The sequence below is a fragment of the Roseibium sediminis genome (assembly GCF_008711325.1).
Classification (GTDB): domain Bacteria; phylum Pseudomonadota; class Alphaproteobacteria; order Rhizobiales; family Stappiaceae; genus Roseibium; species Roseibium sediminis.
Window position 1 is genome coordinate 1 of the sequence record NZ_VXDB01000012.1, and the last position, 13,300, is coordinate 13,300.

The following is a 13,300-nucleotide window of genomic DNA, read 5'->3' on the forward strand; positions in this document are numbered from 1 at the left end:
AAACGGCTGCTCCTAAAAGGCCAAGCCAAAATCATTGGGTTTTTGCGGGTGTCCAGCTGGGCTCGCCGGTGGTTCTGAAAATCCCGGATGGCTCGTTCAGCCGCGGTGTCTTCAAGGAGGCGGGGGACGCGGAGATCAAGGCGCGGGTGAAGAGCCTGTTTCAGGACAGTGCTATCGTGCTGGCGCAGGAATATTGCCCGACCGATTTTGACTGGCGCATTGGCGTTCTGGACGGCGAGCCGCTGTTCGCCGTGCAATACCTCATGGCCAAGAAACACTGGCAGATCGTGCGCCACCAGGAGGGCAAGAAATCCGTCGAGGGCGGGTTCAAGACCGTCACCCTTGCCGAGGCCCCGCCCGCTGTCATCGACATCGCCGTCCGCGCCGCGCGTCTCATTGGTGACGGGTTCTACGGTGTCGACATGAAAGTCTTCGGCGACCGCGCCGTGGTCATCGAAGTCAACGACAACCCCAACCTCGACCACGGCTGCGAAGACGTCGCCGAAAAAGACGCCGTCTGGGACCAGATGATCCGCTGGTTTGTTCGCAGGCTGGAGGCAAGGTGAAGGGGATTTACCTAAGTTGAGATCTTAATATTTGCGAGTTTTGATATTCACCCATTCATCAACGTTCATTGTCGCCAGAAACTTTTGCATATTGTCTCGGTGCGTCAAGCAGGTTGAACAGAGTTTGCGCGGTGGCTCTGACCTCGGGGTTGACATCTTTGATTTGGTCTTTTCCATAGAGATAAGCGCTGTACGCAACGAACAGCGGGGTATTAACTTCCGCCTGTCCCGTTTCTTTCAACCATGAAAGTAAATTTTCGCCCTCTCCGTGCATTTCAAATAATCTAAAAAGTCTTACGCAATCAATTTGATTAAAAATGGTAAGCTGAAACTCCTTTTCGTTGAGGATTTTTCCTAGATATTCTAATGATTTATCGATTTTTCTTTCTAGTATGAACTCTGCAGATTGGATGAATTGCACTCTTGTTTTATTGTTGCTTTTTTCTTCTTTTGTTATTTTGATATTTGCAGATTCATCAGAAAGTAAATAGGCCCAAGCTAGTTCAAATTTATAATAATCGCTACTTTCATATTCTATAAATGAAAGCATGTCTTTTGCTATGTTGTATTCATTGGTGAAATCCAAAAGCATTAATCCTGAGAAAAAGTATATGTCATTCTTTTTTCTTAGGGTTTTTATAAATTTTTTCTTTATCTCTAGGCTTTCTGTTGGTTTTTCTACGATAAAATCTTTTATACGTTGTGCAGCTTGATGTACATCGCTCGACTGTTCGAGTGCAATGTCCAGTGCTGTTTTGAATTGCTTCTGCCGATCTGTTCGTTGAGCTAATGCACTAAACTTAGCGGCGATAATATCCAATTCATTTCGCGCATAAAAACAGGTCAGAAAGCTTACCAGCCAGCGCAATTTTTGTTTGGTGCGGCGTGTCCCGTGGCGCATCAAATACCAGATGTTCAAGAAGCGCTCAGTAATCTGGTGTCCTTTGTAGGAGCCGGATGTCTCTACGCTCTCGATCAACCCGTCCTTTCGAAGACGGCTCAGTTGAGGCGACAAAGTCGTGGACGTGATGCCTGTAATTTCGCTCAATTTTCCCGTGGTGACCGGGTCCCAATGGAGTGCAATCGCGTCGATGATTGCGCGCTGTTGCGGGGTTTGGTACTCCTCCACACGTGCCTTGTAGTAGGGTGTTACCTGATCAAGCAGAAGCTCAAGATCGGCCATTGCAGCGTCGGATTCCTCCGTTTCAAGCAACCGGTAAATCAAGGTAAGAACGCGGGGATTGCCCCCGGTTAATGTGTGCAGAACTTTCAGGCGTTCCGGTTGGGTGTCCAGGATCTGGATTACAGGTTCACCATGCTCGCCGCGTCTTTCAGCCAACGACCGCATGCACTCTTCTGTTTCTCGTGCGTCCAGCGGATCCATGTGATGTGGCTGAAAAAATTCATAGAACGCCGCCTTGCTGTCCGCGGATTGCTGAAGCGACTGGGTTGCTGCGCCAATGAGAATTGAGCCTTCCCTATCCTGCAGGTGGCGCCTCAAAGTCCAATGTTCTTCGTCTCTCAACGCATCCAAAATGAGATCAAGATTGTCCACGAGCAGGATCGCGCGCCGGTTGAGGCAGCGTAAAGCTTCGCGGAATGCTTCTTCGGCTCCACCGTCAGACTTCCATTTTTCGGAGACCATTTCTTCGTCTAGTTGGTCGGCCAACTCTTGCTGATTGTTTTCTTCTGCCCATTCTGCGAGAGATTCTCCGCAGTTCCGCCAAAAATCTCCGAGTGAAAGAACATTATACTGCTCTTCCCTGAAACGAAGAGGGATGAAGCGGGTTGAGAGATGTGGATCTCTCGAAATACCAATCGCCAGTCTTCTAAGGAGGGAGGTCTTGCCCATGCCTCTGGAGCCAACAAGGAGGTCGTGCTGTCCTGCTTCGTCCTGATTTTGGGCTCGCAGACGGCGAAGCAAGGCTTCCAGGATTTTATGTCTGGCGACAAAACTCTCAACGAAATCGTCGTCGTTCAATGTGGATTGATTGTAGAGAGCCGGATTGGGGATGACAGTCTTCATGCCTCGTACTCCTGCCAATATCGACGCACCAATCCTGATCGAAATGCAAATCTACCTGAGTTCTTTACTAGCAACCCGTCGGTTACAAGGATGTCGAGCGTATCCTTGATTGACCGCCTGTTCGGCTTTGAAAGTGATGCCAGTAAAGTTTCAATTGTTTCGCCTGATGTTTGTTCGCAAAGCTTATGCAACAGCTGCATGGCCAGATCGCTGTCAGACTTTGTAAGGTTTTTGCGTACATGTTCGCGCCAGACTGCAAAGTCGGATTTGCGCGAAGGTTGAAGCAACTTATCAAACGCTGCTTCAAAATCCTCCCGTGTGGCTTCGTCCGGTCCGTTGTCAGAGTTGTTGATCGAGGGTCGGATTTCGTTTGCGATCAGTTTTAAATAATAAGGCGCAAGCCATCCGAGTTCATCAAACATTTGATCGAGAACTTTCTCAGAGGCGGTGAACTTGTGATTGAAAAGTTCTTGAATTTTTTCGTCTAGCAAAAATGAACGGGCTTCGCCCTTTGTAAACGGCTCGAGAACGAATTTTTCGAAGTCTACAAATGCGCCTTCAAGATCATACCTTCTGGCGATGGTATCGAGCCCGATAGAGCCAGTAAGCAACCAGCGTACATTCTTAAATTGCTGTTGGATGCCGCGCAGTTTGTAAGAGAACCCGTGAGCAGAGGTCTGATCTTGTTCCGCGAGCGCTAGTATGAAATATGCGATTTCATCTATAATGATAACAGTCGGGAAACTGTTGTCATTCAACGCTTCGATCAGTGTCTCGAGAAATTCTACCGGGTCTATATTACTCAAGGCATCAATGGGATTTGTGCCCCAATTGCCGCCTAGCAGATTGTCGAGACGGGTGCTGACATGAGCCAGAAAGCGATCCTTGAGCTTTGATTGTCCTTCGATTTTTTTTGCTAGTTTTCTTGCGAACTCTTCGATGGTTCGCATCCCTTCAACGTCAAGTTCGACCACAGCCCAATCTTCTTTTCGAAGGTCGTCAGCAAGTTTTCCAGCGGTCCATGTCTTTCCGATTCTACGAGGTGCGGGCATTTGTATGTTTACGCCAGCCGATAATTTCCGTTTTAGCAATGCACGTTCTTTTATTCTGTTATGCATGAAAGAAACCTATGATTGAGATTATTCAAAATTGAATTTATTCAAAAGTGTATAATTGTCAAGCGGCGAGAGGCGCGTACTTTTCATTTGCCCTTGCGCCTGTTGCCCTTGGTCCCCAAATCCCCTAAAGCTTGCCCCGCCCATTGAACACCAATCGCTTACCTGCCTTGTCTGCAGGAGTGAGCAGGAGAAAATGCATGATTAAGCTGACCTTTCCCGACAATTCCGTGCGCGAGTTTGAAGACGGGGTGACCGGCGCCGATGTGGCTGCCAGCATTTCCAAGTCTTTGGCCAAGAAGGCCGTTGCCGTTGCGCTGGACGGGGAACTGGCCGATCTCGCCGATCCGATTTCCAAAAACTCCGCCATCGAGATCGTCACCCGTGACGACCCGCGCGCGGTTGAGCTGATCCGCCACGATTCCGCGCATGTTCTTGCCGAAGCGGTGCAGGAGCTGTGGCCGCACACGCAGGTGACCATCGGTCCGGTGATCGAGAACGGCTTTTACTATGACTTCAAGCGCGTTCATCCCGAGACCAAGGAAAACTGGCCGTTCACGACCGACGATCTGGAAGTGATCGAGAAGAAGATGCGCGAGATCATCCAGCGCAATCAGCCTTTTACCAAGGAACTGTGGTCCCGCGAAAAGGCCAAGCAGGTCTTTGCCGAGATGGGCGAGGACTACAAGGTTGAGCTTGTGGACGCGATCCCGGAAGGTCAGGACATCAAGATCTACAAGCAGGGCGACTGGTTCGACCTCTGCCGTGGTCCGCACATGGACGCAACGGGCCGCATCGGCACCGCCTTCAAGCTGATGAAGGTGGCCGGGGCCTATTGGCGCGGGGACAGCAACAACCCGATGCTGTCGCGCATTTACGGCACCGCCTGGTCGAGCGACAAGGACCTGAAGGCCTATCTCCACATGCTGGAAGAGGCCGAAAAGCGTGACCACCGCAAGCTTGGCCGGGAAATGGACCTGTTCCACTTCCAGGAAGAGGGGCCGGGCGTTGTCTTCTGGCATGACAAGGGCTGGCGGTTGTTCCAGACGCTGGTGTCCTACATGCGTCGGCGCCTGTCTGGCGACTATCAGGAAGTCAACGCGCCGCAGGTTCTGTCCACCAAGCTGTGGGAGACCTCCGGTCACTGGGCCTGGTACAAGGAAAACATGTTTGCCGTTCAGGGCGCAGATCCGGAAGACGAGGACGCCCACGTCTTCGCGCTGAAGCCGATGAACTGTCCGGGCCATATCCAGATCTTCAAGCACGGTCTGAAGAGCTACCGCGACCTGCCGCTGCGCATGGCCGAGTTCGGCGTGGTTCACCGCTACGAGCCGTCCGGCGCGATGCACGGGTTGATGCGCGTGCGCGGCTTCACGCAGGACGATGCCCACGTTTTCTGCACCGATGAGCAAATGGCGGCGGAATGCCTCAAGATCAACGACCTGATCCTGTCGGTCTATGAGCATTTCGGCTTTGAAAAGATCGTCGTGAAGCTCTCCACCCGCCCGGAAAAGCGGGTCGGCTCGGACGAGCTTTGGGATCATGCCGAAGAGGTGATGGGCAAGGTTCTGGAGCAGATCAAGGAACAGTCCGGTGGCCGGGTTGAGACCGACATTCTGCCGGGTGAGGGCGCGTTCTACGGTCCGAAGTTCGAATATACCCTGCGCGATGCCATTGGCCGTGAATGGCAGTGCGGCACCACGCAGGTCGACTTCAACCTGCCGGAGCGCTTTGGCGCGTTTTACGTCGACAACAACGGCGAGAAGCAGACGCCGGTGATGATCCACCGCGCAATCTGCGGCTCCATGGAACGGTTCCTCGGCATCCTGATCGAGAACTATGCCGGACACTTCCCGCTGTGGCTTGCGCCGCTGCAGGTGGTGGTGGCGACGATCACCTCCGAGGCGGATGACTATGGCCGCGAAGTTGCCGACAAGCTGCGGGCTGCGGGTCTCAAGGTGGACACGGATTTCCGCAACGAGAAGATCAACTACAAGGTCCGCGAACACTCGCTGGCCAAGGTTCCGGCCATCGTGGTCTGCGGCATGCGTGAAGCGGAAGAAAAGACGGTGAATATTCGCCGCCTCGGGTCCAAGGACCAGACGGCGATGACGCTGGACGAGGCCATCGAGGCCTTCCGTTCGGAAGCCGTTCCGCCGGATATGAAGTAATTCCGTCAGGAATTGTTTAGCACCAACAGGGGAAAGTTCGTCATCTTGTGATGAACTTTCCCCTTTCTTATGTAGGCTGTCATGAAGTTGAAACATTCGCGCATGTATGCCGGATGAAACAGAGACTTTGCCCGAGCGAGAGCGACCCACTTGGATCACGCCGAATTCAGCTACGCCAATCCCGACCACCCCTGGCACAAGCGCATGGTGATCCGCACCATCGAAGGCCTGTCTGGTCGCCGCAAGCTGATGGATCTTTACGAGATCTGGCGCACGTCCATCGTCGGCACGTCCGAGCATATCTGGAGTGATCTGCTCGCCCTGATCAATGTCGGCGTTTCGGTCAGCGCAGGGGAGTGGCCGCCCAAGAACCTTCCCGAAGGGCCGCTGGTAATTGTTGCCAACCACCCCTATGGCATTGGCGACGGCCTTGCGATCCTTGCGCTTGCCGAGCAGCTGGGTCGCCCCTTCAAGATCATGATCAACAACGAGCTTTTGAAGGTGCCGGAGGTTCGGCCTTATTCGCTTCCCGTTGATTTTGAGGAAACGAAGGAAGCGCTGAGGACCAACATGAACACCCGCAAGGAGGCGCTGGAGCTTCTGGCGAACGGGACGACGATCATCGTCTTTCCCGGCGGCGGGGTGGCGACCGCGCCCAAACCTTTCGGCCGAGCCGAGGAGTTTCCATGGAAGACCTTCACCGCCAAGCTGATCCGGTCTTCAAGGGCAACGGTTCTGCCAATCTATTTTGAAGGCCAGAACTCGTGGCTGTTTCATTGGGTCAGCGGCTTTTCGCTCACCTTGCGCCTTGCTCTTCTGGTGCGCGAGTTCCGCCGCATCATCGGCCATGTCATCACCGCCCGCGCGGGCGCAGCCATTCCCTATGAAACCCTGTCCGGTTTCAAGGACCAGAAGGAAATCACCAATTTCCTGTTCGACAAGGTCATGGAAATGGGCCCCGCCGACAAGCACAAGCGGCTGCTCGGGCGGTAATCCAATCTCACCATTGAAAATTGCGCGATGGATCAAGCCCGCTTGGACGAGTTCCTCTTTCCCGTTTGGGGGGACTTGAATCTCCCATATGTCTGCACGGTTCTCGCTTCCCCGGACGTAAGACATTTTCCGTCTTTGTTCCAAAACTCCGAAACTGGTGGATAGCCCAAAAAATGCAGCTTCAGATAGAGGCCTGCGGGGGCTCGTTGTTGGACGGAGCGGCCAAAAAGTGAAATCCTTTTCAGGCGTCTGGTGCTGATTTGGGTATCTGACGAGGGGACTTCCCTTTCGTCATGAGAATGCCTAGATTGGCGAAGAAAAGCGTACAATGTGCGCTTTTTCAGCAAGCCGCCAAGAAGGACAACAATGAACGAATTCGGCTTTTTCAGTTTTGCAATCAAGGTGGCCGGTGCGGCTGCGCTTCTCATTTGGGCCGTTCGGCTGGTCCGGACCGGGTTTGAGCGAACGCTTGGCAGCGATTTGCGCAAATGGCTGCGGCATTCGACCAAAAACAGGTTCCGGGCAGCGCTGACCGGCGCGGTGTCTGCGCTGCTTCTGCAAAGCTCGACGGCCGTTGCTGTCCTGACTTCCGGCTTTCTGGCAAATGGTCTCTTTGCCGCGCCCGCCGGGCTTGCCATCCTGCTTGGCGCAGATCTCGGGTCGGCTGCGGTGACCCAGCTTCTGATTGCCCGGCCGGATTTCGCCATGCCCGTCTTGTTGTTGCTGGGCGGCGGATTGCATCTGAAGGGGCGGACGGAGCGGCTGCGGCAAACGGGCCGGATCATGATCGGCCTTGCGCTGATCTTTCTCTCCCTTGATCTTTTGGGGCAGGCAAGCGCACCGCTGCAGCACAGCGAGACGGCCAAGCTGGTGATGGTTTATCTCAGCGGCGATCTTGCCGTGGCCTTTCTGGTGTCGGCCCTGTTCACCTGGGCGGTGCATTCCAGCGTTGCCTCGGTTCTCCTTTGGGTGACACTGGCCGGGCAGGGCATCCTGCCAATGCCAGCTGCGCTTGCCATGGTGCTGGGGGCAAACCTCGGCGGCGCCTTCATCGCCTTCGTGCTGACCTACTCGGCGCCAGCGGCCTCGCGTCAGATGGTGTTCGGCAACCTTTTGCTACGCGGTGGCGGGGCTGCGATCGTTCTGATCCTGCTCAGCCGGTTTGGCTATATCTTTGACATTCCCGGTGGTTCGCCCGCACAACAGGTGATCAACTTCCACCTCCTGTTCAATTCCTGCCTGCTGGTTCTCGGGCTGCCCTTCGTGTCGCTGGTTGCGAAACTGGCCAAACAGATCGTGCCCGAGGACAAGAAGGACGAGGACAAGGACCTTTTTTCAAGCGTGACGGCTCTCAATCCGGAGGCCCTTTCCGATCCGCAGCGCGCCATGACGGGGGCTGTTCGCGAGACCCTGCGACTTGCGGAGTTGCTGGAGGCCGGTATTCGGGAAATCTGGAGCAAGTCTCCCGACATGACCAAGGAAGACAGCAAGCGCATCCGCCGGGCTTTGGTTCAGGTCTTGGGCCGGTTTCAGGAGCTGAAGTTCTTTCTGGCCAAGATCGAGGCCAGCAAGTGCACGCCGGAGGAGATCCATAAGGCACAGGCGCTGACATCCACCGCCATCAGTCTGGAAACGGCAACGGACCTCATGTCCAACAAGCTTTTGCGGGTGTTTCTGCGGCTCAAGGAACAAAAGCTGCAGTTTTCTGCCGAAGGGCGGGCGGAACTGGACGAGTTTTTTGACCTCGTCCTGCACAATATCCAGCTGGGTATCGATGTGCTTTTGACGCAAAATCCGGAATCCGCGCGGCATCTGGTGCAGCAGAAAGAGCGGACCCGGCAGCTTTTGAACAATCTGCAAAAGCAGCACATGGAGCGGCTGGGGGCGGGAAATTCGGAGTCCATCGAGACCAGCGCCTTCCATCTCGATGTGCTGAACACCCTGAAGCTCATCAACACGTCTTTCTCCATGATCGGCTATCCGATCCTGGAAGAGCGCGGCGAACTCCTGCGCAGCCGCTTGCAGCATGGGTAGGAGCTGAGCTTGAGGCTCAGCTCTTCATCGTCTGCAGGCGGGTCTTCTGCTGACCCGTATCGTCAAAATTCTCCGGTGAAAGCCAGGCTTCGAACGCGGCTTTTATAGCGGGCCAGTCGGTGTCGATGATCGCAAACCAGGCTGTGTCGCGGTTGCGGCCCTTGTAGTGGGTGGCTTGGCGGAACGTGCCCTCATACTGGAAGCCGAGCCGCTCTGCTGCCTTGCAGGAGGGGGCGTTGAGCGCGTCGCATTTCCATTCGTAGCGGCGATAGCCCAGTTCATCGAACACCCGCCGCATCATCAGGAACATGGCCTCAGTCGCTGCCGGGTGGCGCTGGAGCAGGGGCGAAAAATGGATGTGCCCCACCTCGATGCTGCCGACCTTTTCATCGATCCGCAAAAAGCTCGCCAGTCCGATTGGCGTGCCTAAGGGGTCAAGGATGGTATGAAACAGCGGGTCCTGACCGGCGCAAGCAGCTGCCATCCAGCTGGCTAAGTCCTTTTCCTGCTCAAACGGGCCATAGGGCAGATACGTCCAGTTTCGCCCGTCCGTGTCCTTTGCAAAGGCCTCGAACAGGGCTGAAGCATGGGCTTTCGGGTCTGTAGCCACAAGGGAGCAGAACTGGCCCGTCATCTGCGTGCGTGGAGGACGCGGGCGCGGAAATGTCTGGGAAACCGGCGCACCAATCGGTTGGCCAAGCGCGTTCAGCAAAGGTTCGTTCATCAGTCAATTCAGATCAGTGGTGGATGGAAGCAAACTGGTCGCCGCGGATTTCACGGAGCAGTTTTCGAGTCATGGCGTCCCGATAGTCCTCGAAACTGCGGGTAACTTCAACGAACGCTCCGGGACCATGGATGACTTCCTCAAGATAGTAACGCTCCGTGTCCTGATCTTCGGCAATCACCAGACCGTTGACCGTCACGTCTGAGAAGCGAAAGGCACCATAGGCGCTGGCAGGGCCAAAGCCTTCATTGTTGATGCCGTCCCCGGCCACGTCGATGACTTTGCGTGCGCAGGTTTCAGGTGCATTTTGAAGCAGGATGGAGGCGTGGCCGAGGGCGTGGCCAAGCGCTGTGGGGAACTCGGTCTGGGAGCGGGGCTGGGCTGCAATTTGGTCCGCTGCGGCGTGAATTTCGTCCTCCGCCCGGACAAAACGCCAGTCGATCTGGGAAATCTGGTTGTAGCGTCCGCTCCATTCGAAACTGGTGAGCCAGATGCCCCCGACATTTCTGATCGCGGTCATGACAGAGGGGTCTGTCAGTGCGCCGGACAAGCCCTTCAGTTGCAGGTCATGCTCGCGGTCATTCACGCTGGCCGACACATCCATGGCCAAAACGAGGGCCAGAGAGCAGGCGGCTGAGCTGTTGGCGGCAGTCACAAAAGGGAGCGCGAGCCCCAAGGCAGCAGTCTTGATGAAACGCCCGACCATCGACGCATTCCTTTGAAGATCGCGATTTTATACCAACCTCAAAAAATAAAAACCCATCTGATGGCTCTGGTCCGGTTTGTCCGGCAAGGCGCGCTGCGTAGGGCGGCCTGACTGGCCGTTCAAGCAGCGCAACACCGTCCGGCGAGCCGGAGCAAGCCACCGAAGGCCGCGTTTGGACACAGTTCTACTGCGTTGCAGGTTTTGAACGATAAACCATATCGCCCTGCAACCTGCTCCTTGCCGAACAGTCTCCAAACACGGTCAGATAGGTTCTTATCTTTTGAGGTTGCTATTAGCCGAGCATATCTGTTGGCGAGATTTTCGACCAGCCCGGCGAGCGAAGGCATGAATCGATCCTGCTATCCCTTTTGCAAGAGATTTCCACATATCGCGCGCATCAGGAAGGTATTTAGAACAATCAGTTAAAATCTATAAGTTGATAAATGCAACCGATGTTATGGAATTCAGCAATATTTCCGAGTATTTTCAATTATAGGTAGCGAATAACTCTGAGGTAGGTCGTGTGATAAAGGGTGTGCACAGGCTTCGGATGAGAAACATGAAGGATGTGTTTTTCTGGACATCCGTCTGTGTATTCATTGCCATGGCTGCCACGGCGCTTATCGGTTGGTTGTTGCTTCCCGAAGATGTTTTTGCGGTCGCCATTCCCGTCATGGCGACGATTGCATTTTTGCTTGGGTCTTCAATGGCGCTCTTTGCCTGCCGCCAGATCATGCATCTGCAACTGGCCCACAAGACAATCAAGCTTCTGCACGCGACCGATGCACTGACTGGTGCGACCACCCGCCGCCGGTTCTTTGAATTGCAGGCGGAGATGAATGTCAAACAGGCCGCAGTGATGATGGTTGACGTTGATCACTTCAAGTCAATCAACGACCGGTTTGGTCATCCGGTCGGGGACGAGGTGCTGGTGCAGATCGCGGCAACACTCATGGAAACTGTGCGCGACCGGGATATCGTCGCCCGTATGGGCGGCGAGGAGTTTCTTGTCTACCTGCCGGACGTGAACCGGGATAGGGCAGGCGAATTCGCCACAAGGCTGTGCAGCGAGGTCTCGCGGCTGCGATTTGTTGTAGGGGACGAACGCCTATCCGTTTCGGTGAGCATCGGACTGAGCGAGCATACGACGGACAGCCCGATTGATTTTGCGATCTCAGCCGCCGACCGGGCTCTCTACAGGGCCAAGGAAGACGGCCGAAACCGGTGGCGCGAGGAAATCCCGAGCGACGGTTTTGAAGAAGCGTCAGATCACGACGACTGGGGGCTTGGTTCCACACGCAACGTGATCTGACGGCGCTCGGTGAGCGCACGAAGCAAATTCGCGCTGGCCCTAGACTTCGCGAATTTTCAAACCAACCGGGAAGTGGTCCGAAAAGCCTGTTTCATTGACATTCTTGGCCGCGTTTCCTTTCGGCAGGCCGAAACGAATCGGGCCTTCTCCGGTCCTGTGGGACACCATTTCCGGAAATGCGATAATGCCGCCGCTGCCGCCGACATACTTGAATTCGCTGTCGGTTTTGCGATCAACCAGCGGGCGGTTGACCAGAAGGTGGTCGAATACGTTGCCGTTGTCGTTAAAATAGAGGGTGCCTTCCAGAAGCCGGTCGTTGCCCTTGTGGTCCTTTGCCTGCGCTGTCAGGTATTCCCAGGCAATATTGTAGAACTTCGGTGATTTCGCCCGCTCCACATCGCCAAGTTCGCGGGTGGCGAGGGCATTGATGGTCAGGCTTCGATCCCATGGGTCGTCATTCATGTCGCCAAAGGCAATGACGGGCGTGCGGTCCTTCTTGGCAGCTTCTTCAAAGATGCGGCTGTGCCAATAGGAGAGGGTTTCGCCGGCGGTCGCCCGGAACCCGGCACTGGCCTCGGCGCCTGCGCCGCCGTGGCGCGAGGGCCAATGGTTTGCCATCGCAACCAGCTCCTTTCCACTCTGTTGTGTCCGGAAGGTGGCCTGCAGGATATCGCGGGTGCCGGTTCTGCGCATGACCCGGTGATTGAACACAAGGGCCGGGTCCACGCTGAACAGCGTCTTGTCATACAAAAAGGCCGTATCAATTCCGCGATAGCTGAGGTCGTTGGTCTCTGCGATGACATCATAGTCGCGGTTGGGCAAGTCCGGGGCAAGGACGGCAATGAGGTCCTTCAGCACATGCTGGTCTTCAACCTCGCAAATGCCGAGAATGTCCGGACCATTGCCGCCGTTCATCTGGCGGATGATGCTGGCCAGCTGGCGGAGCTTTGTCTGGTAGAGTGCCGGTGTCCATCCGTTCAGATCCTTCGCGATCTGGCTTGCTACCCAAGGCAGGCGATGTGCATGATTTTCCGGACCAAAAAGGTTTTCCAAATTCCAGAAAGCGAGAAAATAATCAGCCATTATTGAATTCCTTAACAATATATATTGGTAAAATACCCTAACGACATGATTGTATCACGACACTGGAACAGCTGTCATGCGCAGGATAGGCGGGGGAACATGCAGGGTAGGAAAAAAGAGCGGAGCGGCGAGGGCCGGAAAACGGGAAATACTTGGCTTAAGGCATTAACCTATTTCCATTTGCCATGAACCGCCCGTTCAGGTCATGTTCAGCCAGATATAACTACAAGGGTACCAACCACCGGTTGGGATTGACCGGCAAACCTGGAAGATTTCCCGTGACACGACTGCTTGCGTTTTTTTCTGTAGTGTTCTTCCTCGCCGGACCGGCGAGTGCCGCGTGTCTTTCTCAAGGAGAGGCCCGCAATGTGGTGGCCTCCGGACAGGCAAAGCCACTGGCTGCCGTGCAGTCTCAGGCTGGCGGTGAAATCGTCAAGGCCCAGCTTTGTCAGGAAGGCGGCGGTTATGTCTACCGTTTGTCTGTCCTCATTGATGGCAAGGTAACGACCAAGGTCGTCAGCGCAAACTGACGCTCCCCTTCTTCTTTTTTAAAAGTAACGGATTTCCGAG

Annotated in this window: 11 protein-coding genes; 6 read left to right on the top strand and 5 right to left on the bottom strand. The window is 54.8% G+C overall.

All coding sequences use genetic code 11. From position 1 onward, the window contains the following. The coding region (locus F0155_RS13130; protein ID WP_425299928.1) for an ATP-grasp domain-containing protein at positions 1-566 on the top strand (566 nt) is incomplete at its 5' end. 58 nt (positions 567-624) lie between these two features. Here the strand turns inward: F0155_RS13130 and F0155_RS13135 are convergent. Continuing rightward, positions 625-2,592, bottom strand: coding sequence for an AAA family ATPase (locus tag F0155_RS13135; protein WP_150524985.1), 1,968 nt, complete (start codon positions 2,590-2,592; stop codon positions 625-627). Continuing rightward, the gene (locus F0155_RS13140; protein WP_150524986.1) at positions 2,589-3,710 is read right to left on the bottom strand and encodes an ATP-binding protein; all 1,122 of its coding nucleotides are present in this window, start codon (positions 3,708-3,710) and stop codon (positions 2,589-2,591) included. Before F0155_RS13140 ends, F0155_RS13135 begins: the two co-directional genes overlap by 4 nt. Before the next feature lie 197 nt (positions 3,711-3,907). On the opposite strand from F0155_RS13140, the gene thrS reads away from it, so the two are divergent. The 3 genes from thrS (at position 3,908) to F0155_RS13155 (ending at position 8,905) form a co-directional block, all read left to right on the top strand. Further along, positions 3,908-5,878: a threonine--tRNA ligase gene (thrS, locus tag F0155_RS13145; RefSeq protein ID WP_150524987.1), complete on the top strand. Its 1,971-nt coding sequence runs from the start codon at positions 3,908-3,910 to the stop codon at positions 5,876-5,878. 150 nt (positions 5,879-6,028) lie between these two features. Beyond that, the gene (locus F0155_RS13150) at positions 6,029-6,871 is read left to right on the top strand and encodes a lysophospholipid acyltransferase family protein (RefSeq protein WP_150524988.1); all 843 of its coding nucleotides are present in this window, start codon (positions 6,029-6,031) and stop codon (positions 6,869-6,871) included. 366 nt (positions 6,872-7,237) lie between these two features. Beyond that, positions 7,238-8,905, top strand: a complete 1,668-nt coding sequence (locus F0155_RS13155; protein WP_150524989.1) for a Na/Pi cotransporter family protein — start codon at positions 7,238-7,240, stop codon at positions 8,903-8,905. A 16-nt stretch (positions 8,906-8,921) separates the two neighbouring features. Here the strand turns inward: F0155_RS13155 and F0155_RS13160 are convergent, their stop codons facing one another. Both F0155_RS13160 and F0155_RS13165 read right to left on the bottom strand, forming a co-directional pair. Beyond that, the gene (locus F0155_RS13160) at positions 8,922-9,629 is read right to left on the bottom strand and encodes a GNAT family N-acetyltransferase (RefSeq protein ID WP_150524990.1); all 708 of its coding nucleotides are present in this window, start codon (positions 9,627-9,629) and stop codon (positions 8,922-8,924) included. Positions 9,630-9,642: 13 nt separating this feature from the next. After that, the gene (locus F0155_RS13165; protein ID WP_150524991.1) at positions 9,643-10,335 is read right to left on the bottom strand and encodes a DUF1194 domain-containing protein; all 693 of its coding nucleotides are present in this window, start codon (positions 10,333-10,335) and stop codon (positions 9,643-9,645) included. Between the two features lie 559 nt (positions 10,336-10,894). Here F0155_RS13165 and F0155_RS13170 point away from each other — a divergent pair. Continuing rightward, the gene (locus tag F0155_RS13170) at positions 10,895-11,647 is read left to right on the top strand and encodes a GGDEF domain-containing protein (protein ID WP_161599809.1); all 753 of its coding nucleotides are present in this window, start codon (positions 10,895-10,897) and stop codon (positions 11,645-11,647) included. Positions 11,648-11,686: 39 nt separating this feature from the next. On the opposite strand, the gene F0155_RS13175 is transcribed toward F0155_RS13170, so the two are convergent. Then, positions 11,687-12,730: an endonuclease/exonuclease/phosphatase family protein gene (locus F0155_RS13175; protein WP_150524993.1), complete on the bottom strand. Its 1,044-nt coding sequence runs from the start codon at positions 12,728-12,730 to the stop codon at positions 11,687-11,689. Positions 12,731-13,008: 278 nt separating this feature from the next. Here F0155_RS13175 and F0155_RS13180 point away from each other — a divergent pair, with 278 nt between their 5' ends. Further along, positions 13,009-13,260: a PepSY domain-containing protein gene (locus tag F0155_RS13180; protein WP_150524994.1), complete on the top strand. Its 252-nt coding sequence runs from the start codon at positions 13,009-13,011 to the stop codon at positions 13,258-13,260. The last annotated feature ends 40 nt before the right edge of the window (positions 13,261-13,300 follow it).

Bases quoted from the DNA above. Each gene is read 5' to 3' on its own strand.
- F0155_RS13135 (WP_150524985.1), bottom strand. From the start codon at position 2,592: ATGAAGACTGTCATCCCCAATCCGGCTCTCTACAATCAATCCACATTG.
- F0155_RS13140 (WP_150524986.1), bottom strand. From the start codon at position 3,710: ATGCATAACAGAATAAAAGAACGTGCATTGCTAAAACGGAAATTATCG.
- thrS (WP_150524987.1), top strand. From the start codon at position 3,908: ATGATTAAGCTGACCTTTCCCGACAATTCCGTGCGCGAGTTTGAAGAC.
- F0155_RS13155 (WP_150524989.1), top strand. From the start codon at position 7,238: ATGAACGAATTCGGCTTTTTCAGTTTTGCAATCAAGGTGGCCGGTGCG.
- F0155_RS13160 (WP_150524990.1), bottom strand. From the start codon at position 9,629: ATGAACGAACCTTTGCTGAACGCGCTTGGCCAACCGATTGGTGCGCCG.
- F0155_RS13165 (WP_150524991.1), bottom strand. From the start codon at position 10,335: ATGGTCGGGCGTTTCATCAAGACTGCTGCCTTGGGGCTCGCGCTCCCT.
- F0155_RS13170 (WP_161599809.1), top strand. From the start codon at position 10,895: ATGAAGGATGTGTTTTTCTGGACATCCGTCTGTGTATTCATTGCCATG.
- F0155_RS13175 (WP_150524993.1), bottom strand. From the start codon at position 12,730: ATGGCTGATTATTTTCTCGCTTTCTGGAATTTGGAAAACCTTTTTGGT.